General features: G+C 73.3%; 23 protein-coding genes. 9 read left to right on the top strand and 14 right to left on the bottom strand.

The annotated features are described in order from the left end of the window. The first annotated feature begins 90 nt into the window (after nucleotides 1–90). From ACQEVB_RS26455 to ACQEVB_RS26430, 6 genes are read left to right on the top strand one after another with little or no spacing between them, the layout of a single operon-like run. A complete protein-coding gene (locus ACQEVB_RS26455; protein ID WP_432976477.1) occupies nucleotides 91–771 on the top strand; it encodes an HAD family hydrolase in 681 nt (226 codons plus the stop codon). Then, a complete protein-coding gene (phnD, locus tag ACQEVB_RS26450; protein WP_432976474.1) occupies nucleotides 768–1,787 on the top strand; it encodes a phosphate/phosphite/phosphonate ABC transporter substrate-binding protein in 1,020 nt (339 codons plus the stop codon). Before ACQEVB_RS26455 ends, phnD begins: the two co-directional genes overlap by 4 nt. Beyond that, nucleotides 1,787–2,599, top strand: coding sequence for a phosphonate ABC transporter ATP-binding protein (phnC, locus tag ACQEVB_RS26445; RefSeq protein ID WP_432976471.1), 813 nt, complete (start codon nucleotides 1,787–1,789; stop codon nucleotides 2,597–2,599). Before phnD ends, phnC begins: the two co-directional genes overlap by 1 nt. Nucleotides 2,600–2,613: 14 nt before the next feature. Further along, a complete protein-coding gene (gene phnE / locus ACQEVB_RS26440) occupies nucleotides 2,614–3,393 on the top strand; it encodes a phosphonate ABC transporter, permease protein PhnE (protein WP_432976468.1) in 780 nt (259 codons plus the stop codon). Then, on the top strand, nucleotides 3,390–4,214 hold the full coding sequence (gene phnE / locus ACQEVB_RS26435) for a phosphonate ABC transporter, permease protein PhnE (protein ID WP_432976465.1): 825 nt from the start codon (nucleotides 3,390–3,392) through the stop codon (nucleotides 4,212–4,214). The genes phnE (ACQEVB_RS26440) and phnE (ACQEVB_RS26435) overlap by 4 nt, the downstream gene beginning before the upstream one ends. Then, on the top strand, nucleotides 4,211–5,071 hold the full coding sequence (locus ACQEVB_RS26430; protein ID WP_432976462.1) for a MurR/RpiR family transcriptional regulator: 861 nt from the start codon (nucleotides 4,211–4,213) through the stop codon (nucleotides 5,069–5,071). Before phnE (ACQEVB_RS26435) ends, ACQEVB_RS26430 begins: the two co-directional genes overlap by 4 nt. On the opposite strand, the gene ACQEVB_RS26425 is transcribed toward ACQEVB_RS26430, so the two are convergent. Both ACQEVB_RS26425 and ACQEVB_RS26420 read right to left on the bottom strand, forming a co-directional pair. Then, entirely contained in the window at nucleotides 5,072–5,758 is a 687-nt protein-coding gene (locus ACQEVB_RS26425) for a DUF899 domain-containing protein (RefSeq protein ID WP_432976459.1), read from the bottom strand. A 78-nt stretch (nucleotides 5,759–5,836) separates the two neighbouring features. Then, nucleotides 5,837–6,883 carry a response regulator receiver protein gene (locus ACQEVB_RS26420; RefSeq protein ID WP_432976456.1) on the bottom strand — a complete coding sequence of 349 codons (1,047 nt, stop codon included), beginning with the start codon at nucleotides 6,881–6,883 and terminating at the stop codon, nucleotides 5,837–5,839. 138 nt (nucleotides 6,884–7,021) lie between these two features. Between ACQEVB_RS26420 and ACQEVB_RS26415 the strand changes: the two genes are divergently transcribed. Then, complete coding sequence (locus tag ACQEVB_RS26415; RefSeq protein WP_432976453.1) at nucleotides 7,022–8,182, top strand: tyrosine-type recombinase/integrase; 1,161 nt, start codon at nucleotides 7,022–7,024, stop codon at nucleotides 8,180–8,182. Nucleotides 8,183–8,237: 55 nt separating this feature from the next. Here ACQEVB_RS26415 and ACQEVB_RS26410 read toward each other — a convergent pair whose 3' ends face one another. From ACQEVB_RS26410 to ACQEVB_RS26385, 6 genes are all read right to left on the bottom strand, one after another. Further along, the gene (locus tag ACQEVB_RS26410; RefSeq protein ID WP_432976450.1) at nucleotides 8,238–9,452 is read right to left on the bottom strand and encodes an MFS transporter; all 1,215 of its coding nucleotides are present in this window, start codon (nucleotides 9,450–9,452) and stop codon (nucleotides 8,238–8,240) included. Then, on the bottom strand, nucleotides 9,449–10,507 hold the full coding sequence (locus ACQEVB_RS26405; protein ID WP_432976447.1) for a SagB/ThcOx family dehydrogenase: 1,059 nt from the start codon (nucleotides 10,505–10,507) through the stop codon (nucleotides 9,449–9,451). Before ACQEVB_RS26405 ends, ACQEVB_RS26410 begins: the two co-directional genes overlap by 4 nt. Continuing rightward, nucleotides 10,504–11,562: a hypothetical protein gene (locus ACQEVB_RS26400; protein WP_432976444.1), complete on the bottom strand. Its 1,059-nt coding sequence runs from the start codon at nucleotides 11,560–11,562 to the stop codon at nucleotides 10,504–10,506. The genes ACQEVB_RS26405 and ACQEVB_RS26400 overlap by 4 nt, the downstream gene beginning before the upstream one ends. 3 nt (nucleotides 11,563–11,565) lie before the next feature. Continuing rightward, a complete protein-coding gene (locus ACQEVB_RS26395) occupies nucleotides 11,566–11,715 on the bottom strand; it encodes a hypothetical protein (protein ID WP_432976441.1) in 150 nt (49 codons plus the stop codon). Between the two features lie 91 nt (nucleotides 11,716–11,806). After that, nucleotides 11,807–11,965 carry a hypothetical protein gene (locus ACQEVB_RS26390; protein ID WP_432976438.1) on the bottom strand — a complete coding sequence of 53 codons (159 nt, stop codon included), beginning with the start codon at nucleotides 11,963–11,965 and terminating at the stop codon, nucleotides 11,807–11,809. Nucleotides 11,966–12,102: 137 nt separating this feature from the next. Next, on the bottom strand, nucleotides 12,103–13,131 hold the full coding sequence (locus ACQEVB_RS26385) for a ferrochelatase (RefSeq protein ID WP_432976435.1): 1,029 nt from the start codon (nucleotides 13,129–13,131) through the stop codon (nucleotides 12,103–12,105). 37 nt (nucleotides 13,132–13,168) lie between these two features. On the opposite strand from ACQEVB_RS26385, the gene ACQEVB_RS26380 reads away from it, so the two are divergent. Continuing rightward, nucleotides 13,169–13,570 (top strand): MmcQ/YjbR family DNA-binding protein, encoded by a 402-nt coding sequence (locus ACQEVB_RS26380; protein WP_432976432.1) that lies wholly within the window; start codon nucleotides 13,169–13,171, stop codon nucleotides 13,568–13,570. A gap of 2 nt (nucleotides 13,571–13,572) precedes the next feature. On the opposite strand, the gene fabI is transcribed toward ACQEVB_RS26380, so the two are convergent. After that, the gene (gene fabI / locus ACQEVB_RS26375) at nucleotides 13,573–14,364 is read right to left on the bottom strand and encodes an enoyl-ACP reductase FabI (RefSeq protein WP_432976429.1); all 792 of its coding nucleotides are present in this window, start codon (nucleotides 14,362–14,364) and stop codon (nucleotides 13,573–13,575) included. Nucleotides 14,365–14,479: 115 nt separating this feature from the next. On the opposite strand from fabI, the gene ACQEVB_RS26370 reads away from it, so the two are divergent. Continuing rightward, on the top strand, nucleotides 14,480–15,322 hold the full coding sequence (locus tag ACQEVB_RS26370; protein ID WP_432976426.1) for an SMP-30/gluconolactonase/LRE family protein: 843 nt from the start codon (nucleotides 14,480–14,482) through the stop codon (nucleotides 15,320–15,322). 33 nt (nucleotides 15,323–15,355) lie between these two features. Here the strand turns inward: ACQEVB_RS26370 and ACQEVB_RS26365 are convergent, their stop codons facing one another. From ACQEVB_RS26365 to ACQEVB_RS26345, 5 genes are all read right to left on the bottom strand, one after another. Then, entirely contained in the window at nucleotides 15,356–15,910 is a 555-nt protein-coding gene (locus tag ACQEVB_RS26365) for a hypothetical protein (protein WP_432976423.1), read from the bottom strand. 90 nt (nucleotides 15,911–16,000) lie between these two features. After that, entirely contained in the window at nucleotides 16,001–17,824 is a 1,824-nt protein-coding gene (locus ACQEVB_RS26360; protein WP_432976420.1) for a cytochrome P450, read from the bottom strand. Continuing rightward, on the bottom strand, nucleotides 17,821–19,386 hold the full coding sequence (locus tag ACQEVB_RS26355; RefSeq protein ID WP_432976417.1) for a hypothetical protein: 1,566 nt from the start codon (nucleotides 19,384–19,386) through the stop codon (nucleotides 17,821–17,823). Before ACQEVB_RS26355 ends, ACQEVB_RS26360 begins: the two co-directional genes overlap by 4 nt. A 95-nt stretch (nucleotides 19,387–19,481) precedes the next feature. Then, nucleotides 19,482–20,210: a 3-oxoacyl-ACP reductase FabG gene (fabG, locus tag ACQEVB_RS26350; RefSeq protein ID WP_432976414.1), complete on the bottom strand. Its 729-nt coding sequence runs from the start codon at nucleotides 20,208–20,210 to the stop codon at nucleotides 19,482–19,484. An 11-nt stretch (nucleotides 20,211–20,221) separates the two neighbouring features. Beyond that, entirely contained in the window at nucleotides 20,222–21,085 is an 864-nt protein-coding gene (locus ACQEVB_RS26345; RefSeq protein WP_432976411.1) for an alpha/beta fold hydrolase, read from the bottom strand.

Here is a 21,085-nt window from a genome sequence, read left to right as displayed (position 1 = left end):
TCCGACCTCATCGTGAACGCTCCGTGAACTTCTGTTTCACGTCGGACACGATCGTGAACGATCTGTTCATGCTGGTCTATGGTGCTGCGCGTGCTCCCGGTTCTGGTCTTCGACTTCGACGGCACCGTCTGCCTCGGCGACGGGCCCGTCCGCGCGTACGCCGAGGAGGCCGTGCGCGGGCTCGCCGACGAGGTCGCGACGGCCGTGCTCGAGGGCCTCGACCGCCACCTCGACGGGGCAGCTGACGGCTTCGCGGACGGCTACGGCGCGGTCGCCGCGCTCGCCGCGCCGTACGTCACCCCGGACGACCTGCAGAAGGCCTACGCGGTGAGCCGCGAGCGGCTCGCCACCGGCGCGCTCGACGTGGCCGCGCCGGCAGGCCTCGCCGGGTTCCTCGACGAGGTCGGCGGCCACGCACGCCGGGTGCTCGTCACCAACGCACCGCTCACCGGCCTCGTCGAGACCCTCGACGCGCTGGGTCTCACCGCCGGCTTCGACGCGGTCCGCACCGACGCCGGCAAGCCCGCCGGGCTCCCACCCGTCCTCGCCGAGCTGCTCGCCGGCGCCCCGCCGGCGCAGCTGATGTCGATCGGCGACGTGTGGGTCAACGACATCGATCCCGCCCTGCGCGTCGGGTGCGCCACCGCGTACCTGCCGCGCGACGCCGCCGACGACCGGCCCGCGCACCTGCGGGCCCGGCACCTGCCCGACCTCTACCCCGCACTCGCCGCCTGGGTCACCGACCCCACACAGCTGGAGAACCCGACATGATCGTCCGTCGATCACGAGTAGGCACCGCCGTCGCGCTGCTCGCGCTGGCGTTCCTCTCCGCCGCCTGCGGCGTGCAGGAGGGCACCGGCACGCAGGGCGCCGGTGGCGCGCCTGCCGGCCCCTGCACGGGCAAGAACGACCCGGGCGCCGCCGACCCGAAAGCGCTCACGCTGGCGCTCGTCCCGTCCGGTGACGCGAACAAGCTGGTCCAGACGGTGAAGCCGCTCGAAGCGGCGTTGACGCAGCGGCTCGGCATCCCGGTCAAGGGCGTGATCACGCAGGACTACCAGGCCGCCGTCGAGGCCATCGGCGCCGACCAGGCGCAGATCGGCATGCTTCCGCCGCTGCAGATGGTGCAGGCGTGCAGCCGGTACGGCGCGCTGCCCGCGCTGCAGACCGTCCGGGCCGGCAAGTCCACCTACGCCGCGCAGTTCTTCACCAACAACCCGGCGAAGTACTGCGCCGACACCCCGACCCCGGACGCCAAGGGCAACCTGTTCTGCAACGGCACCGCCGCCGGCAACGGGCCGGTCGCGCTGAACGCGCTGCCGAAGATCAAGGGCGCGAAGGTGTCGGTGCTGCAGGCCGCGTCGTCGGCCGGCTACATCTTCCCGATCACGGCGCTGAAGGCGCAGGGCGTGACGCCGTCGGACATCACGCCGCTGCAGGTCACCGCGCACGACGCCTCGGTGCTGTCGGTCTACCGCGGCGACGCCGAGGTCGGCGTCTCCTACTGGGACGCCCGCACGGTGGTGCAGAAGGACACGCCGGACGTCGGCAAGAAGGTCGTCGTCTTCGCGCTGACCGACGAGATCCCCAACGACGGCGTCTCGCTGTCGGGCAAGCTCAACCCGGCGTGGCAGAAGAAGATCAGCGACGCCATGCTCGACTACGCCAAGACCCCGGAGGGCGTCGCGGCGCTGACCGCGATCTACCAGATCACCGGGCTGGCCCCCGCCGACACGACCGCTCTGCAGCGCGCCCAGGCGGCCGCCGCGGGCCTCGGGCTCGGCTGATGGACAGCACCAGCGCGGCTTCCCCGTCCGGGGCGGCCATCACCTTCCGCGGGGTCGGCGTCACCTATCCCGGCGGGGTCACCGGTCTGCGCGACATCGACCTGGAGATCCCGGCGGGGCAGTTGGTCGCCGTGGTGGGGCTGTCCGGCGCGGGGAAGTCGACGCTGGTGCGCACCGTGAACGGGCTGGTGCCGATCACCGAGGGCTCGATCTCCGTCGGTGATCGGCACCTGCCCACCAGCCGCGGCTCGGAGCTGCGGGCGCTGCGCGGCGGCATCGGCATGGTGTTCCAGGGCTTCAACCTGGCCAAGCGCACCACCGTGCTGAACAACGTGCTGATGGGCCGGCTGCACCACACCTCGACCTGGCGGACGCTGCTGGGCGCCTGGTCGGCCGACGACGTCGAGCTCGCCATGCAGTGCCTGGAACGCGTCGGCATCGTCGAGAAGGCGTACGTGAAGGCCGGCAACCTGTCCGGCGGCCAGCAGCAGCGCGTCGCGATCGCGCGCACGCTGGCGCAGCGCCCGTCGGTGATCCTGGCCGACGAGCCGGTGGCGTCGCTCGACCCGCCGACCTCGCACGTCGTGATGCGCGACCTCGAGCGCATCAACCGCGAGCTCGGCATCACCGTCGTGATCAACCTGCACTTCCTCGACCTCGCGCGGCGCTACGGGCAACGGCTGATCGGGCTGCGCGAGGGCCGCATCGTGTACGACGGCGATGCCGCCGGCGCCGACGAGCAGGTGTTCGCCGACATCTACGGCCGCTCGCTCACCGGCGAGGACGTGATGGACGCGAAGGCGGCGCTCTAGTGGACCGCGCTGTGATGGACCGGCCGGTCAAGCCGCGCACCGCCTGGAAGGGCTGGGCGGTCGCCGGGGCCGTCGCGGCGATCACCGTATGGACGGCGATCGGCGTCGAGACCGACGTCGGCGCGCTGGTGCGCAACCTCGGCAACGCCGTCGACAAGCTCGTGCTGCTCACCCAGCCCGACTACTGGTTCTTCCCGAACACCCTGCCGGCGCTGGCGCAGACGCTGCAGATGGCCGTCATCGCGACCGCGCTCGGCGCCCTGGTGGGCCTCCCGCTGTCGTTCCTCGCCTCCCGCGTGACCGACCCGTCGGCGCCGCTGGTGGCGGTGACCCGCTCGGTGATGAACGTGGTGCGGGCGGTGCCCGACCTGCTCTACGCCTCGATCCTCGTGACGATCGTCGGGGTCGGTGCGCTGTCGGGCACGATCGCGCTGGTCCTGTTCAACGTCGGCATCGTGGTGAAGCTGGTGTCGGAGGCCATCGACGCGGTCGACCGCGGCCCGCTCGAGGCCGCGCTCGCGACGGGGGCCACCTGGGTGCGCGCCGACCGTGCGGCGGTGTTCCCGCAGGTCCTGCCGGTGTTCGCCTCCCAGACGCTCTACGTGCTGGAGCTCAACGTGCGCGCCTCGACCGTGATCGGGCTGGTCGGCGGCGGCGGGCTGGGCATCCTCATCGACCAGGTGCGCACGTTCTACCGCTACCACCAGCTGTCGCTGATCATCCTGGAGATCCTGGTGGCGGTGCTGCTGCTCGAAGCCGTGTCGTCGTGGCTGCGGCGGAGGCTCGTGTCATGAGCGTCCTCGCCGCCCCGCCCACCGTGGGTTCGACGCCCCGGCCGTCGAAGCCGCGTCGGATCGGCGCCCGGCTCGTCGCCGTCGCGCTGACGGCGCTCGTGATCGGTGCGTTCTGGAGCGTGCAGATCGACTGGTCGCAGCTCGTCGGGTTCCCGTCGAACCTGGTGCGCTACCTGGGCCTGATGTTCCTGCCGCCGGACCTCTCGGCGGTGCCGGAGGCGTTCGCCGCGACCGTGCTGTCGGTGCAGATGGCGTGGCTCGGCACGGTGATCGGGATCGTGATCTCGCTGCCGCTGTCGTTCCTCGCCACGAACGGGATCGGCCCGGCGTGGCTGCGCTGGCCGCTGCGGGGGCTGTTCGCGCTGATCCGGGCGGTGCCCGAAGTGGTGATCGCGGTGCTGATCCTGTCGGTCACCGGGCTCACCGCCTTCACCGGCGCGCTCGCGATCGGGATCGGCTCGATCGGCACGCTCGGCAAGTGGGGCTACGAGGCCATGGAGGGTGCAGAGCCCGGACCGATCGAGGCCGCGCGCGCCGCCGGCGGCTCGACGGCGCAGGTGCTGCGCTGGGGGCTCTGGCCGACGGTGACGCCGGAGGTGCTGGCCTTCTGGCTCTACCGCTTCGAGATCAACGTGCGGGCCTCGGCGATCCTCGGCCTGATCGGCGCCGGCGGCATCGGGAAGATGCTCGCCGACAACGTCCAGTTCCGGATCTGGGACTCGGTCGGCACACTGTTGATCGTGGTGATCGTCGTGACGGTGTTGATCGACCTCGCGTCCGGCGCGCTGCGCCGGCGGATCGTGCACGGGCCCAGGAAATGACGCAGCAGGTGACCGCCGCGGGGGGTGGTGTGCTCGCCCACATCCGCTCGGTGCTGCCCTCCCTGCTGCCGACCGAGCGGGCCGTCGCGACGGTGTTTCTGGAACAGCCCGACGCCGTCGTGGAGATGTCGTCGCAGCAGGTCGCGGACGCGGCGGGCGCCTCCCGGGCGACCGTGGTGCGCACCTGCCAGAGCCTGGGCTACTCCGGCTACCAGCAGCTGCGGGTGCTGCTGGCCCGTGACGCCGGCCCCCGCCGTGGCCCCGCTCCGGCGGCGGACGGTCCCGGCCCGATCGTGGCGTCCACGTTCCAGCAGGTCGCGGACTCGGTGCCGGGCATGCTCGCGCTGCTCGACCACGCCGACGTGGCCCGGGCGGTGGACGCACTGGCGACGGCACGGCGGGTGGTGGTGATCGGCAACGGGCTCTCGGCGCCGCTCGCCGCCGACACGGCCGGCCGCTTTGGCGGGATCGGCCGCCCGGCGGAGGCGCCGGCCGACGTCATCGCCCAGCAGATCGCGGCCCGCCAGCTCGGGCCGGCCGACGTCGCGCTGGTGATCAGCGGCTCCGGGGCCAGCCGCTCGACCGTGCAGGCCACCGAGGCCGCCCGGCTCGCCGGCGCGACCGTGGTGGTGGTCACCGCGTTCGCCCGCTCCCCCGTCGTCGCGGCCGCCGACGTGGCGCTCGTCGTCGGCATGAGCGACCTGACCTTCCGCGAGGAGCTGACGCTCACCAGCCGCATCCCGCAGGTGATCCTGCTGGAAGGGCTCGTCGCGGCGCTCGCCGACCGGCTCGGTGACCAGGCCAGCGCCGCGGCGGCGCTGACCCTGGAGATCGTGAGCGCGAACCTGGCCGACTGACTACCGCGCGTCTGCGCGCGGACCGTAGAGGCGCGCGACGTCGGGCGAGTCGAGCCACAGGCTGTAGGTCGGGACCCGCGGCCACCCCTCCGGCGAGTCCTGCCACTCCTCCCGCCGCCCGTAGGGCAGCACGTCGGCGAGCGCGAACGTGTAGGTGAGCTGCTCGACGCCGCGACCGGTCGTGTGCCAGGTGCGGTAGACGGTGTCCCCGTCGCGGAGGAACACGTTCAGCGCGAAGCCGCCGTCGTGCGGCGCGTCGACGGCGGCACCGAAGGGACTGTCGGCGGTGGAGTACCAGTCCATCCTGTTGCCGACGCGCTCGGCGTAGGCGAGTGCCTGGTCGATCGGCGCCGGCGTGACGATGACGAACCGCGCGTCGTAGTTGTCGAGGAAGCCCAGCCGCGTGAACGACGAGGTGAAGCTGGTGCAGCCGCCGCACTGCCATTCCTCGTCCGGGAACCACATGTGGTGGTAGGTGATGAGCTGGGACTTGCCGTCGAAGACGTCGGCGAGCCGGATCGGCCCGTCGGCCCCGACCAGCGTGTAGTCGGGCAGCTCCACCATCGGGAGCCGGCGGCGCTGCGCGGCGATCGCGTCCAGTTCCCTGGTGGCTGCCTTTTCCCGTACGCGCAGCTGAGCCAGTTCCGCGCGCCAGGTGTCCTGGTCGACGATCGGCGGCATGGCCATGAGCGGGCTCCCCTCGTTCTCCGTCGCCCCCGACGCTAGGGGGACGGCCGGTGGCGGGCTTGAACGAAACGCGCGCTCCTAGGACCCGAGCGCCGTCCTGACCAGCGCGGTGAGCTCAGCTGCGGCCGAGCGCTCGGCGCGGAGGCGGGCCAGCTCGTCGCGCACGGCCCCGTGTGCCACGGCGTCCTCCGCAGCCCGGACCTGCGCAGCCGCCAGCTCGTTCCGCGCGCGTGCCGCGGCCTCCTCTGCGTCGCGACGGGCGGCGACCTCCGCCTCCAGCCGTGCCGCCACCTCACGGTGCGTCGCCTGCTCGGCGGTCAGCTGCGCCTCCGCGGCGTCGAGCCGCGCGGCACACGCGCGATGGGCCGCCTGCTCGGTGGCCCATCGCTCGGCCATCACGTCGGCCCGCGCCGTCACCTCCGCGAGCGCCGCCGCCTGCTCCGCCAGCCGCCGCTCAGCCGTCGAGAGCTGATCCGCCAGGGACTCCGCCCGCTCCGCGGCCACCGCCGCAGCCACCGCGGACTCGCCAGCTGTCCGCTCGGCAGCCTCGGCCCGGGCGCTCGCCCGCTCCTGCTCGGCACGGGCCGTGGCCGCATCCGCGCGGGCCGCACCCAGCGCCTCGGTGGCGGCCAGCGCCTGCGCCGCCGCGGCGGCCGCCCGCTGCACCGCCTCGTCCCGTTCCTCGACGGCCGCGGCCGCGGTCTCGGCGCTGCGGCGCGCGTCCCGCAGCGCGCGTTCCCGCGACTCGTCGGCGGCCACCCGGGCCCGTTCCGCGTCCGCCGCCTGCCGGTTGGCCTGCTCGACGGCCAGGACCGCGTCGCGCTGCACCTCGTCGAGGCGGGCCAGGACGTCGGCCAGCGCCGTGGCGAGGGCGGCCACCGGCTCCTGCACGGCCTGCACGTGCTCGCGCAGGCGATCGGCGTCGAGCGCGTAGGCGGCAGTCGCGCCGTCCAGGCCGAGCGCTTCGAGCGCCGCCCGTTCCTGACGGGCCATCTGGGCGCAGGTGCGGTCGCCCTCCCAGCGGCGGTCACGGCAGAACGTCCGCGGCCGTCCGCCACGTGTTCCGGGAGGTGGGAGCTCTGCTCGGCACTTCCCGTAGGCGCAGCGAGCGACCGGTTCCGTCATGATCAGAACGGTATCGCACAACCAATACTCGGGTTTCGGTTCGACACGCCGTAACCTCCGCCAACGAAACTGATGTTTCGTTGGCAGTGCTCGGCGTGGCGGCGTCTCGGAGCACCACCCCCCTGCGACGATCGACGCGTGATCACCGACGCGCTGGCCGTCCTGGACGCGCTGCCCCCGAGCCGACCCGCCGCCGAGACGGCATGGCCGGGCGTCGACGATCCCGACGTGCTGCGTGAGCAGGTGGCCGGCTGGCTCGCCCAGTACGCCAACAGCGGCACCCGCCGCACCTACGCTCTCGCCCTCGGACTGCCCGTGACCTGGGCAGATGCGATCGGCGGCGGGTCCGAACCGGCGACGGGCGGCCGGCGTCCGCCCGCTGCGGCGCGGGGCAGGCTGCACGACGTGGCGTGGTTCCGGTGGTGCGCGGCCCGCGGTCTCGACCCGCGGGAGGCCACCGGCGCGCACGTCACCGCTTGGCTGCACGCGCTGTCGGCGCTGGGTGCGGCCCGGCGGACCCAGCAGCGGATGCTGTCGACGCTGTCCGCCCTGTACGGGCACCTGGCCGTCACCGGGGTGGTGAGCGGCAACCCGGCCGCGCTGCACCGGGGCCGGCTGGGGCTGACCGGTGGCGCGCGCGACGCGTCACCGACGGTGCGGCTCACTCCCGAGCAGCTCGCCGCGTTGCTCGCCGCTGCTCCCACCCTGCACTTCGCGCCGGACCGGGCCGTCGACCGGCTGCTCGCCCGCCGCGCGGTCGCCGTGGTCGCGCTGCTCACGCTGGGGCTGCGGATCTCGGAGCTGACCGGGCTGGACCGCAGCGACCGCTACCGCACCGGCGGCGAGGACGTGCTGCGCGTCGTCGGGAAGGGCGGGCGGCATCGCGAGGTGTACCTGACCGCGCTGGCCGCGGACGCGCTGGAGGCCTACCTCGCCGAGCGCGACCGCTTCACCGGCGCCGCGGTGCCCGCCCTGCGCGGCAGCGCCGGAACGGGGAGCGGCCCGATGATCGCGACCCGGCACGGCGCCCGCTGCTCGCGCACCGACCTGTACCGGCTGCTGCGCCGCATCGCCGCGGCCGGCGGACCGGAGCTCGACGGCGTCGTCGACCGCGTCCACCCGCACGCGCTCCGCCACGCGTACGTGACGATCGCGCTGGAGAACGGCGTGCCGATCCAGCACGTCCGCGCCGACGTCGGCCACGCCTCCATCTCGACGACGGAGCACTACGACCGCGGCCTCCGCACCCGCGCCACGACCGGCGCCGACGCGGTGGCAGCCGCGATCAACCGCTCCTGACCGGCGACCTCGCAGAGGTTGAGGCCACCTCGCAGACCGCCGAACCTCTGCGAGGTCACCCCGCGGTCTGCGAAGTGGCCGCAGGCTGTGGGACGGCGCGCGGGCGGGCGAGCACGGCCGCGCCCGCCGCAACCGCAGCCATCACCACCGCCCCGGCGGCGAGCGTCGCCGTCGGGCCGGCCAGCTGCGTGGCGGCGCCGGCCAGTGCGGGAGTCGCCGCCATCGGGACGGCCATGACCAGCCCGGCGGCCGCCTGCACCCGCCCGCGGACGGCGTCGTCGACGAGGAGGAGCTGCCGGCCGGTGACGACGGCGTCCCACGCCGGCTGCAGCAGGAACACCGCGGCGTAGGCGATGGTGAGCGCCACCGGGCCGCTGCCCGCCGCCAGCGCGGCGACGGCCGCTGCGGTGACCAAGGGCGCCGCGACGAGCAGGGCCCCTTCCCCGCACCGCCGCAGCAGCAGCGGGGTGGCGAGTGCGCCGCCGAGGCCCGCGGCGCTGCCGATCCCGAGCACGAGGCCGGTGACCGCCGGCGGCGCCCCGTCGGCGGTGAGGCGCACCAGCACGCAGATCCCCACCCCGCCGACGACCAGCGCACCCGCCCCGGACAGCAGCGCCGACGCACGCACGAACGGCTGCCTCCAGAACACCGCCAGCCCGGCCCGCACCTCGGCGACGCTGTCGGCGAGCCGTCCCGCGGCACGCACGGCACCGGACAGCGGGGTACGGATGGCCGCGGTCGCGACCGCTGCCACCAGGTACGACGCCGTGTCGAGCAGGAACGGCAACCACGGCGCGACCGCGAAGAGCACCCCGGCCAGCAGCGGCCCGGCCAGGCCGGCCGCGTACGCCCTGGCCTGCATGATCGCGACCGCCGGCTGGACGCGGTCGGGTCCGGTCACGGCCGGTACGGCGGCCAGCTCGGTCGGCTGCCGGACGGCCCAGCAGACGCCGAGCACGGTCGCCGCGACGAGCAGCCCGGCCACCGAGAACCGGTCGAGCGCCGCCATCACCAGGAACGACCCCGCCGCCGCGGCCGCGACCAGGTCGGTCACGACGAGCACCCGGCGCCGGTCGAAGGCGTCGGCCAGCCACCCGGCCGGCAGCTGCCCGGCCGCGAACCCGGCCAGCGTCACCGTGGCGGCGAGCCCGAGCACCACCGGTGTGCTCACGTGCAGCACCCACAGCATGTACGCGACCCCGTAGGTGCGGCTGCCCAGCTGCGACACCGCCTGGCCCAGCCACAGGAGCGTGAAGTCGCGCCTGTTCACGGCCGCACCGGCACGCCGATCGCCGTCACCCCGAGCACCGGTTCGGCGACCGGGTCGCAGCCCAGCAGCTCTTCGAGCGCCTCGTCGCTGACGGCGGTCGCGGTGACCGCTCCCAACCCCATGGCGCTGGCCGTGAGCAGCACGGTCTGGCTGACGTGCCCCATCCCGATCAGCACGTCGCGGTAGGCGCGGCGGCTCTCGTAGCGCCACTGCACCCGCTCGACGACGGCCGTGTAGATCAGCAGCGCCGGCGCCGCGGCCAGCCACGGCTGCCCGCCGAGCGCCGCGACCAGCCGGTGGGCGTCGACCGATGGACCGATCGCCTCCAGACCGCCGCGTGCCGGCGAGAAGTGGTACACACCGGCCGGGAGATCGGCGACGTCCCGGGCGTGGACGTACAGCTCGATCGGGTCGCGCGCACCCGCCGACGGGCTCGTCTTGAACGTCGACGGGCCGGTCTCCGGGTCGTCCACGATGTCGACGAACCCGCCTGCGACCTGCAGGATCGCGCCCAGGTCGGCCAGCGGCAACGGCTCGTCGGCGAAGGTGCGGGTCGAGCGCCGCGCGTATGCCGCCTCCAGGAACGCGGCGCGTGGCCACTGCGCGTCGTCCGGCCGGCCCGTCGGGACGGGCACGAGCGGCGTGCCGGTGTAGGTCTTGACCGGCTCCGGCGGCGGAACCACCGTCGCCTTGGCGACCATGCGCTCGTGGTCGGCGGCGAGGTCGAGGAACCGGGCGTCGCGCGGCGCCCGGGCCGAGAAGTGCAGGAACCGCGCGGCCGGCCCCCAGTCCTGCCAGCGGGCGAGCACCCGCTGCTCCTCCGCGTGCTCCGGCGACCCTTCCGCGACGAGCACGCCGGCGTCGAGCAGGTGCTGGGCGACGGGCAGCAGCTCACCGAGCTCGTCAGGGCCGCGCCAGCGGGCGCAGAACCGCAGCACCGCCTCGCTGGTCGGGGTGAGCGCGAACTGCTGGCGGCGCAGGTACCCGTCCCAGACGAGCTGGCCGCCGTTCCAGTGCAGGGCGGCGCACTCGGCCACCTTCATGCGCGTGGTCATGCCGCGACGCCTTCCCGGTACGCCGTGACCACCCGGTCGACGACGGCATCGGTGACGACGCGCGAGCCGGTGGCGTGCTCCAGCCACAGCCAGTCGCAGGACGCGTTGGCCTCGAGGAACACCGGGCCGTCCGCGGTGTCGAGCAGGTCGAACGCGGCGACGTCGAGCTGCCAGCGCCGCATCAGCTCGGACAGCGGCGCGCGGATCCCGTCCGGGGTGGCGACGCGGTGCACCGGCACCGACGCGGCGTCGGTGAACGGGGCGTGCGCGGCGTGCGGGCCGGCCGAGAAGGTGTGGAACGAGTCGCCGACGGCGTAGACCCGCCACTCCCCCTTCGCCGGCACGAACTCCTGGACGATCACCGGCGCGCCCTCGGTGTCGGGGTTCGCGGCCAGCTCGGCGCGCGTGAGCCGGCGGGCGAACAGTCCGTCGAGCCGGCCCGGCTCGGACTCGATGTAGTGCTCGGCCAGGCTCTTCAGGATCACGTCACCCGTGCCGGGCAGCGCGGCGAGCGCAGCGGACGGCGTGCTGGTCACGACCGTGGCCGGCACCCGCAGCCCGACGCCGGACGCCACGCGGAGCTGGGTGATCCGGTCGGGCACGGTCGCCGGGTTCAGCACCCGGGCACCGCCGCTCCCGACGAGCAGGTCCCGCCACCCGGCCCACTGCCCGCGCAGGTAGCCGGCGAGCCGGCGGTCGCCGCCCGATGCAGGTACCGAGTCGAGCGTGAAGTACCGCGACCACACGACCAGCGGCCGCGCGCTCAGCCCGTCGACGTCGAGGTGCGATTCGGCGCCGACCGCGTACGACACCCCGGTGCCGGGCACGCGGTCGCAGTCGAACCGCACGACCGGCACGGACGCGGCGGCCAGGTGCAGCGACAGCATGTCGGCCTCGCGGTCGGCGGCCCTGGTCAGCAGCACGACGCACGGCTGCGGCCCGGGGCCGTGGTCGGTGTCCGGGCGGCCGACCCGGTGCTGGAAGTCGCGCGAGCGGGTCGGCGACTCGGTGCTGAACGACTGGTCGCGCAGCAGCATCGGCAGCAGGGACTGCATGGCTCAGGCTCCCCGGGCGAGGACCGGTCGAGCGATCGCATGCCGCGGCACCGCGATCCGGCGCACCTCGGCAACCTGGGGGCGGGGTGCGGGCGGACGGGACGGGGTGGCGAACCACTGGTCACGCACGAGCGTGGGCAGCAACGGCTGCATGACTCCTCCTCGGAGACGGGCGGGCGGAGACGGACGGAGGCGGTGGACCCGCGGGCGCGACACGCGGTCAGCGCCCGCGGGCCCGGGGGCATCAGCCGCCGTGGCAGCCCTTGCAGACCATCAGCGCCTGGGCGTAGTCGCTCACGTACCCCTCGAACGCGGCGTCCTCCAGCTCGGCGAACTGCTCCAGCGCAGCAACGTCGTCGGCACGGAGCTCGATCGCAGCCTGCGCCATCTCCTGGATGCTCATGTCGGTCACCTCTCGGTCGGCCCGGACCCTGGTGGTCGCGGGCTCGACGTCCAGATTGATGATCGACACCGCCTTCTCGACAGGTCCGGGACGACAGGCCTGTACGGCTGCGGCGGCAGAAAACCCTTACCTGACGGTCACCCTGCAGGCCGCCGGACGGGCACGCAGCACCCGTCCGCGCAGGGCGCGCCGTCCACTGTGGCCCCAGCGCTGTCCACTGTGGAGAGCCGGCGCGCGGGGACGCCGTGACGCAGCTCCTCGACGAGCTCGACGACCATGTCGGCGAACCGCGGATCGGGCCCCGCGGTGGCGGCCCGGGCGAAGCCCATCCCCAGCTCGGCGGCCCGGTCGCGCGCCTCGGTGTCGAGGTCCCACACGACCTCGACGTGGTCGGAGACGAACCCGATCGGCGAGATCACCACGCCCGGGACGCCGGCGGCGTGCAACGCGTCGAGGTGGTCGAGGATGTCCGGTTCGAGCCACGGGACCTGCGGCGGGCCGGACCGCGACTGCCACACCACGTCGTGCTCCGGCTCGCCCAGCTCGGCGGCGACCAGCCGGGCGGCCTCCGTGACCTGCCGCGAGTAGCGCCGGCCCCCGTCGGAGGGGAGCCCGGCCGCCCGGTCGGCGGACTCCGGCACGGAGTGCGCGGTGAACACCAGCCGGGCACCGGCGCCGGCCTGCCCACGGACGGCGCGCACGGCGTCGGCGTTGGCGGCGACGAACAGCGGGTGGTCGAAGAAGTGCCGCAACTTCACCAGCTCCGGCGCGGTCGCACCGACGGCGGCGCGGGCCCGCGCGATGTCGTCGTCGTACTGGCGGCAGGCCGAGTAACCGCCGTACGCGCTGGTGGCGAACACGGCGGCGCGCCGCACCCCGGCCCGGGCCATCTCGGCGACGGTGTCCTCCACCATCGGGTGCCAGTTGCGGTTGCCGAAGTACACGGGCACGTCGATGCGCTTCTCGATCTCCGCGATCAGCTCACGGTTGCGCGCGTTCAGCGGGCTGACACCGCCGAAGTGCCGATAGTGCTCCTCGACCGCGTCCAGCCGCTCCGGCGGGATCCCGCGGCCGCGGGTGACGTTCTCCAGGAACGGGCGGACGTCGGCCGGTCCCTCGGGTCCGCCGAAGGAGAGGAGGAGCAGCGCGTCGATCGGGAGGGGCACATGGCGATCCTCCCAGCGCCGGTGCACACTGCGCGGCATGCCCCCGGCGACCGAGCAGGACGTCCACGACCTGGCCGGATCGATGCCGCACGTCACCGTCGTGACCGGCGGCAGCGGTAACCGCGTCTACCAGGTCGGAGGCAAGTCGTTCGTCTTCTTCCGCACTCCGCGACCGGACGCCGTCGACCCCGACACGGGCGAGCGCTACCAGGACGTCATCGTGATCTGGGTCCCCGACGAGCAGGACAAGTTCGCCCTCGTCCAGGACCCGGACCTGCCGTTCTTCACCACCCCGCACTTCGACGGGCACCGCTCGGTGCTGGTGCGCGCGAGCCGCCTCGGCGAGCTCACCCGCTCCCAGCTCGCCGAGGTCATCGAGGACGCGTGGCTGTCGCAGGCGTCGAAGCGCCGGGCCGACCAGTGGCTGGCCAGCCGGTAGCCCTACGCGCCGGGCGAGGTCACGCCGATCGCGTGGAACCCGCCGTCCGCCCAGATCATCGAGCCGGTGGTGGTGGGCAGCCAGTCGGAGAGCATCGCGCAGACCGTCTTCGCGACGGGGATCGGGTCGTTGACGTCCCAGCCGAGCGGCGCGCGGCCGTCCCAGGCGTCCTCGAACGCGGAGAAGCCGGGGATGGACTTGGCGGCCATCGTCTTGACCGGGCCGGCCGCGCACAGGTTGACGCGGATGCCCTTGGGCCCGAGGTCACGGGCGAGGTAGCGGGTGACCGACTCCAGCGCCGACTTCGCCACGCCCATCCAGTCGTAGGCGGGCCACGCCTGGCGGTTGTCGAAGTCCATGCCGACGATCGAGCTTCCCGGGCCGAGCAGCGGCAGCAGCGCCGTCGACAGCGACTTCAACGAGTACGCGCTGACCTGGATGGTCTGCGCGACGTCCTCCCACGGCGCGTTCAGGAACGCGCCCTCACCCAGGCACGACGCCGGGGCGAAGCCGATGGAGTGCAGCACGCCGTCCAGACCGGGGTTCTCCCCCAGGTGCGGGGAGACCCGCTCGACGAGCGAGTCGAGCTGCTCCTGGTTGGCCACGTCCAGCTCGACGACGGGCGCGCCCTGCGGGAGCCGCTGCGCGATGCGCTCGACCAGCCGCATCCGTCCGAAGCCGGTGAGCACGACCTGCGCCCCCTGCTCCTGCGCGATCTTCGCGACGTGGAAGGCGAGGGAGGCGTCGGTGATCACACCGGTCACGAGCAGGCGCTTGCCGTCGAGGAGACCCATGCGCCCACCCTATGGGTGATCGACCGCCACGAGAATCCGGCCTGTTCCTGTCGATCCGGCCACCGGTCGTTCGTGTAGGGGCGAACACTGCTGACGACGAGGGACGGTGGACGCGATGGGCGAGGTTCGAACGCTGGTCGACGGTCGGGGGCTGGTGGAGTCGCCGCGCTGGCACGGTGACCGGTTGTACTTCTCGGACTGGACGGCCGGCGAGGTCGTCGCCGTCGACCTGGCGGGGTCGAGCGAGGTCGTGGCCCGGGTGGCGTCACTGCCGCTGTGCACCGCCTGGCTGCCGGGCGACCGGATGGTGATCGTCTCCTCCGCGGCCGGTGAGGTGCTGCGGTGCGAGCCCGACGGCAGCCTGGTCACGTACGCCGACCTCGGCCGGCCGGGCTGGAACGACGTCGTCGCGGACGGTCGCGGCAACGTCTACGTCAACGGCGCAGGCTCCAACCCGATGACGGGCGAGGAGTTCCGGCCCGGCTCGGTCGTCCTGGCCGCACCGGACGGCTCCGTGCGCCAGGTCGCCGACGACATCGCCTTCCCCAACGGGATGGCGGTGACCGCCGACAACTCCACGCTGATCGTCGCGGACTCCTACCGCCACAGCCTGGTCGCGTTCGACATCGACGCGGACGGCGGGCTGTCCGCCCGGCGCGTGTGGGCCGACCTGGGCGACGGCGTGCCGGACGGCATCTGCACCGACGCGGACGCTGCCGTCTGGTACGCCGACGTGCCCAACCAGCGATGCGTGCGCGTCGCGGAGGGCGGCGCCGTGCTGCAGACCGTCGCGCTGGACCGCGGCGGCTTCGCCTGCGCGCTCGGCGGACCCGACGGCCGGACGCTGTTCGTCACGGCCGCCACCTGGCAGGGCATGACCGAGACGGACATGGTGGCCCCGGGCTCCGGTCAGTTGCTCGCCGTCAAGGTCGACGTGCCGGGCGCCGGCTGGCCGTGAGCCGGCAGCCCTCGGAGGGCGAGGACGACCGAGTCAGGTCGCGTTCATCTCGGGGGAGTCCAGCGTGATGTTCTCCGCTTCTCCCTCCCATGCCGATCCGTTCCAGACGCGGGGCAGGGCGCGGGCGCGGTAGGTGCCGGGACCGCACGGCGGTGTCGAGTAGACCTGCCGGGAGGTGGCGGTCTGCTCGTAGACGATGTCGCCGCTGCGCGTGTCGCCCCCGCCGCCGTACTCCCATTGGCCCCGCTGGCATCGGGTCCACGAGCCGTTCTCGAGCTTGTAGAGGTCGAGCCTGATGCGCATCGACCGGGCCGGGAGGGTGAGGGTGCCCTGGCAGCTGCCGGGGTTGAGCGCGAACATCTCGACGGACGCCTGCTTGACCGCGAAGCCGCCGGGGGAACCGGGGTTCCAGGTGAACTCGGCATTGGCCTGCATGCAGACGCGGTCGCTGTTCTTGACGGTCTGGCGTCCGGACTCGGCCGCGAACGCGGCCGTCGTGGTGAACGCGAGCAGGGTGGTGAGCGCGAGCGTCAGCGCCGCGGTGATCGCGGTGCGGAGCGCATGCCGGGTCGGCGGGATCGGAGACATCTGGGCTCCTCGAACTCTGGCGGGGGACAGCATGCAGAGCCCCCTCGCCGGAGCCGTGATACAGGCGCGTGCTCCTCGGCCGCGCACCTCTCAGCGGAAGCGGACGTCCAGTTCCAGCTCCTCGAACCCGCGCAGGACGATGGCGTGCTTCCAGTCGTCCTGGCGCGGGACGAGTTCGCGCACCCCGGCCTCGACGAGGCACCGCAGCACCGTCGCGGCCTCCAGCAGCGCGAGCCGCGCACCGAGGCAGTAGTGGATGCCCGTGCCGAACGCGAGCGGGGCCGGGCCGCCGCGGGTGATGTCGAACCGGTCCGGGTCGGGGTAGGCGGCGGGGTCGCGGTTGGCCGCGCCGAGCATCGTCACCACTACCCCGCCGGGCGGGATGGTGACCCCGCCGAGCTCCAGCTCGGTGCTGGCGATCCGCGAGTTCGTCTGCACCGGCGAGTGGTAGCGCGCCACCTCCGACGCGGCCGCCATCGCCAGCGTCGGGTCGGCGACGATCCGCGCGAACTGGTCGGGGTGCCGGCTCATCATGTGCAGCGTCGTCGAGATGAGGTGCGCGACGGTCTCGAACCCCGCGAAGAACAGGAACGTGACGTTCGCGATCACGTCGTCGGGCGTCACGCCGTCGGCCGCGCGGGCCTCGCCGAGCAGGTCGCGCAGCAGCCCGGGCCGGGTGTCGGCGAGGTCGGTGAAGTACCCGGTCATCGTCACGATCGCGCTGACCGCCTCGAAGATCCGTTCCGGTGGCAGGCCGGGTTCGAAGATCACCGAGGCGTCCTTCATGAGGTCGCGGAAGTTGTTCCGCTCCTCCGCAGGGACGCCGACGAGGTCGCAGATCACCCGCATGGCGAGCGGGTAGGAGATGCCCTCGACGACGTCGAGCGGGTCGCTCTTCAGCGCCTCGCCGACGATGCCGGACGCCAGCTCGTGCAGCCAGTCCCCCAGCCCGTCGAGCCGGCGGCGGGTGAACCCGGTGTTCATGACCTTGCGGATCGGCGTGTGCTCCGGCGGGTCGACGAACGCCAGCGGCAGCACCATCCCGGCCGGTGGCGGCGGCACCGGGTCGCCGGTGACGAAGTCGAGCGCCAGGTACTCGGTGACCTTCACGAACCCGGGGTCCACCAGCACCTGCCGGCAGTCCGCGTAGCGCGTGGCGTACCAGATGGGGTGCTCGCCGAGCTGGTGGATCGGGGAGATCGTGCGCAGCTCGTGCAGCAGCGGGTACGGGTCGGCGCGGTGGTCCGGGTCGAACAGGACGTCGACGAGGAGCTTGTCGGCCGGGCTGGTGATGGGAGGGCGTCGCGGCCCGCGTGGCCCGATCTGCACGCGTGGTGCGTCGCGGGCCACTCCCGTGAGAGCACGTATCGTCGCGATCGCGTCCGGGTCGCCGGCCGCGATCGGGGTGACGCCGAGCGGCGCGGCGCCGGCGAGGTTGGCCGGCAGGTCGTCGACGAAGAGGGTCTCCGCCGCCGGCGATCCGAGCCGTTCCAGCGCGGTGGCGACCATCCGCGGGTCGGGCTTGCGGGCGCCGATGTCGCAGGACCGCACGATCACGTCGAACACGTCGGCCCACGGGTAGAGCGCCTGCCACAGCGGCGCCGCCTCCCGCGGGGTGTTGGTGCAGAGCGCGAGCCGGAACCCGGCCGCGGCCAGCTGCTCGGCCAGTTCCAGGTAGTCCTCGTCGAGCACGTACGGCCGCGGCGGGGTGGGCGGGCCGGGCGGCAGGTCCAGCAGCGGCATCGCCTGGGCCATCGTCAGCTCGCCGCGCTCCAGGCGGTGCCACGGGTGGTCGGAGTCGGTGTCGCGGCTGCCGAAGAAGGAGGGCGCGAACTGCCCGGCCGCCGGGTGCGCGAGCACGCCGCCGACGTCGAAGATGACCGCCGTGACGGTGGCGGGTGCGGTGACCGTCACCGGAGCGCGTCCACGTGCCGGAACACCTCGGGGTAGTCCTGCCGCTCCCACGAGGTGACCATCGCGTCGAGCCGCGCGGTGATCTGCGCATGGATGGCCGTGACCAGCTCCACGCCCTGCTGCGCGGTCGCCTCCGACACGGGCACCCGCCAGAACTGGATGTCGTCGGCCTGCGGGTCGTCCTCCAGTTCCACCGGATCGGGGCGCAGCCGCAGCGTCATGTACGGCAGGTCGAGCCCGGTGTCGCGGGCGACCCACTCGGCCAGCTCGCCGGTCGCGGTCGCGTAGGTCTCGGTGAGGCCCTTCAACGTGGCGATCGTCCAGTAGCGCAGCACCGGGTCGAGGGTGACGTCGATGTGGTGGGTGATGATGCCGCGGGTGTCGCGGTGGGAGTCGGTGGCCTTGTCCAGGTAGATGAAGTCGAGCGTGCGGCTGACCGGCCAGTTCAGGCATTCGTCGAGCTGCAGCGACTGCCAGTCGACGAACAGCATCGCGGCGCGCCGGCCGAACCGCTTCGACAGCCGGTTGATCGCGCGCTGCTGCGCGTTCACCGGGATCGGGTACGGGAGCATGTACTTGTAGACCGTCGGCGTGCCGCAGGTGTCGGTCGCGCTGTAGAGCACCGCGAAGCGCAGCTTGGCGATCGCCTCGTCCAGGTCACGGGCGGTGAAGAAGCGCATGTGCTCCGACTCGCGCAGGGACCGGCGCAGCCGCCGCCACGTCGCCTGGATCTCGCGCTGGCTCTCGTGCGCGTCGGTGTCGGGCCAGAAGTTGAAGTCGAACACCTCCGGGCCGGGGATCGTCTCCAGGTGCTTCGGCGGCGTGGCGTGCACGGCGCGGCGGTAGCCGAAACCGCCCTGCGAGATCGTCTCCTGGGCCAGCCGGAGCATGTCGCTGTTCTGCTCGTCGATCAGCTCGAAGATGCGGGTCGCCTTGCGCCGCGCGGCCTCGCGCTGCTCGGGCGTGAGGACGGCGTGGTCGAACGCGTCGTCGTCGACGGCGTGCCCGGTCTCCCGCGCCAGGTGGAAGGCGCCCCAGTAGATGAGCTCCTTGCCGGTGCGCTCCTGGAAGTCCGCGGCCGGCCCGCCGGTGTGCCGGAAGAGCGCGTTGCCGCACGCCTCGATCGACTCGACGACGGCGAACCGCACCACCGGGTCCTCCGCCTCGATGACGAGCTTCGTGATCTGGGTGACGCGCCGGCGGAGGTCCTCGTTCACCCCGGACAGGAACAGCCACCAGTACAGCTCCGACGGCCGCCAGCCGAGCATGCCGTCCCAGTCGAGGGTGCGCAGGTCGTGCATGAACATCCGGGAGTGCGTCATGTCCTCGTCGGCGTGCGCGGAGATCGCCTCGCGCTGCGCGTCCAGGACGCGGTCCTCGCCGTAGCTGATGTGGTAGAGGTTCAGCTCCCGGAAGTACATGATGAAGTTCGTGAAGTAGAGCGCGAACCAGAGCTTCTGCTCGGGCTCCACGCCCTCCTCGGGTGTCACCAACCAGGTGTGCAGCGGGTGGTCCTCGATGCGGTCGCGCCAGTACTCGATCGTGGGCATCACCTGGTCCATCCGACCGAACCTAGGCATCCACGCCGCGCCCCCGGAGATGCTTCGGGAATGTTCGAAAGGCGCTCGTCGACTCGGCGTCCGAACGGCCGAAGCCGTTAGTGCCCCATGCCGAGGCCGCCGTCGACGGGGATCACGGCGCCGGTGACGTACCCGGCCGCGTCCGAGCCCAGCCACGTGACGACGCCGGCGATCTCGGAGACGTCGGCGTAGCGGCCCAGCGGCACCGCGGCCACGATCTCCTTGCGGCGGGCGTCGGGCAGGGCGCGGGTCATGTCGGTGTCGACGAACCCGGGGGCCACCACGTTGGCGGTGATGCCGCGCGACCCCAGCTCGCGGGCGATCGAGCGGGCCAGCCCCACCAGCCCCGACTTGGACGCCGCGTAGTTCACCTGCCCCGCCGATCCGAGCAGCCCGACCACCGACGACACGAAGATCATCCGGCCGCCGCGGGCCTTCAGCATCCCCCGCGACGCCCGCTTCGCGACGCGGTAGGCGCCGCTCAGGTTGGCGTCGACGACGCGGGTGAACGAGTCCTCGCTCATGCGCATGAGCAGGCCGTCGTCGGTGATGCCGGCGTTGGAGACGAGCACCTGGACGGGCCCGTTCTTCTCCTCGACGGTCGTGAACGCGGCGTCCACGGCGTCGGCGTCGGTGACGTCGCACTGCACCGGCAGGAACTCCTCGGGCAGGCCCTCGGCCGAGCCGCGGTAGGTCACCGCGACCTTGTCGCCCTGAGCTGCGAACGCCGTCGCGATCGCCAGCCCGATCCCGCGGTTCCCGCCCGTCACCAGCACGCTGCGCCCGGATGCGCCCTCAGCAGTCACGGTCGCCCACCCTAGGGCAGGGCGGGCGTCACCTGTGCGGTGTGGGCCAGGAGTTCGGTCACCACGCGGTCCCACGTCGACGGCGGCGGGTACTCGTGACCGACCCCGTCCAGCACGACGAGACGGGCGTTCGGGATCCGCTCGGCGAACGCCCGGCCGTGCGGCAGCGGGAAGAGCGGATCCGCGGTGCCGTGCCAGACGAGGGTCGGCGCGGTGATCGAGCCGAGATCGATCGGCTCCTCGCCGTCGTCCCCGCCGACGAGGATCCAGTGGTTGTCGGCTGATGCGGGGGAATCGCTGCGGTCCACCACCCGCTCGACGAGGGCGCGCAGGCGCTCCTCGTCGAAGGGCAGGGTGCCGGCGAACAGGCGCAGGTCGGCCACCATCTTCGCGACGAGCGCAGCACGGTCGGACGGGTCGACGGGCGGTGCGGGCTCGGCGAACGACGCCTGGATCGCCGAGCTCGGCGGCGGCAGGTCCGGGCCGCCGGGGCTGGACGTGGCCAGCGTGAGGGTCAGGACCCGGTCGCGGTGCCGGGTGGCGAGCGTGGTGGCGATCGAGGCGCCCATCGAGATCCCGACGACGTGCGCGCGGGCGATCCCGAGCCCGTCGAGCACGGCGATCGGGTCGTCCCGCAGCTCCGCGAACGTGTACCCGGGCTCGCCGACCGGCCACGTCGTGGAACGGCCGGTGTCGTGGGCGTCGTAGCGGATCACGTACCGGCCGCCTGCGGCGATCAGCGCGCAGAAGCCGTCCTCCCAGTAGTCCATCGGCGAGGCCGCGCCGCCGATGAGCAGCACCGCCGGATCGGCGGCATCACCGAAGGCCTCGACGCACAGGCGGGCCTCGTCCCGCGCGGTCACGAACTGTTCCAT

Source organism: Pseudonocardia sp. CA-107938 (assembly GCF_050936315.1).
In the GTDB taxonomy this organism is placed as follows: domain Bacteria; phylum Actinomycetota; class Actinomycetes; order Mycobacteriales; family Pseudonocardiaceae; genus Pseudonocardia.
This window is presented reverse-complemented; position numbering and strand designations above follow the sequence as displayed.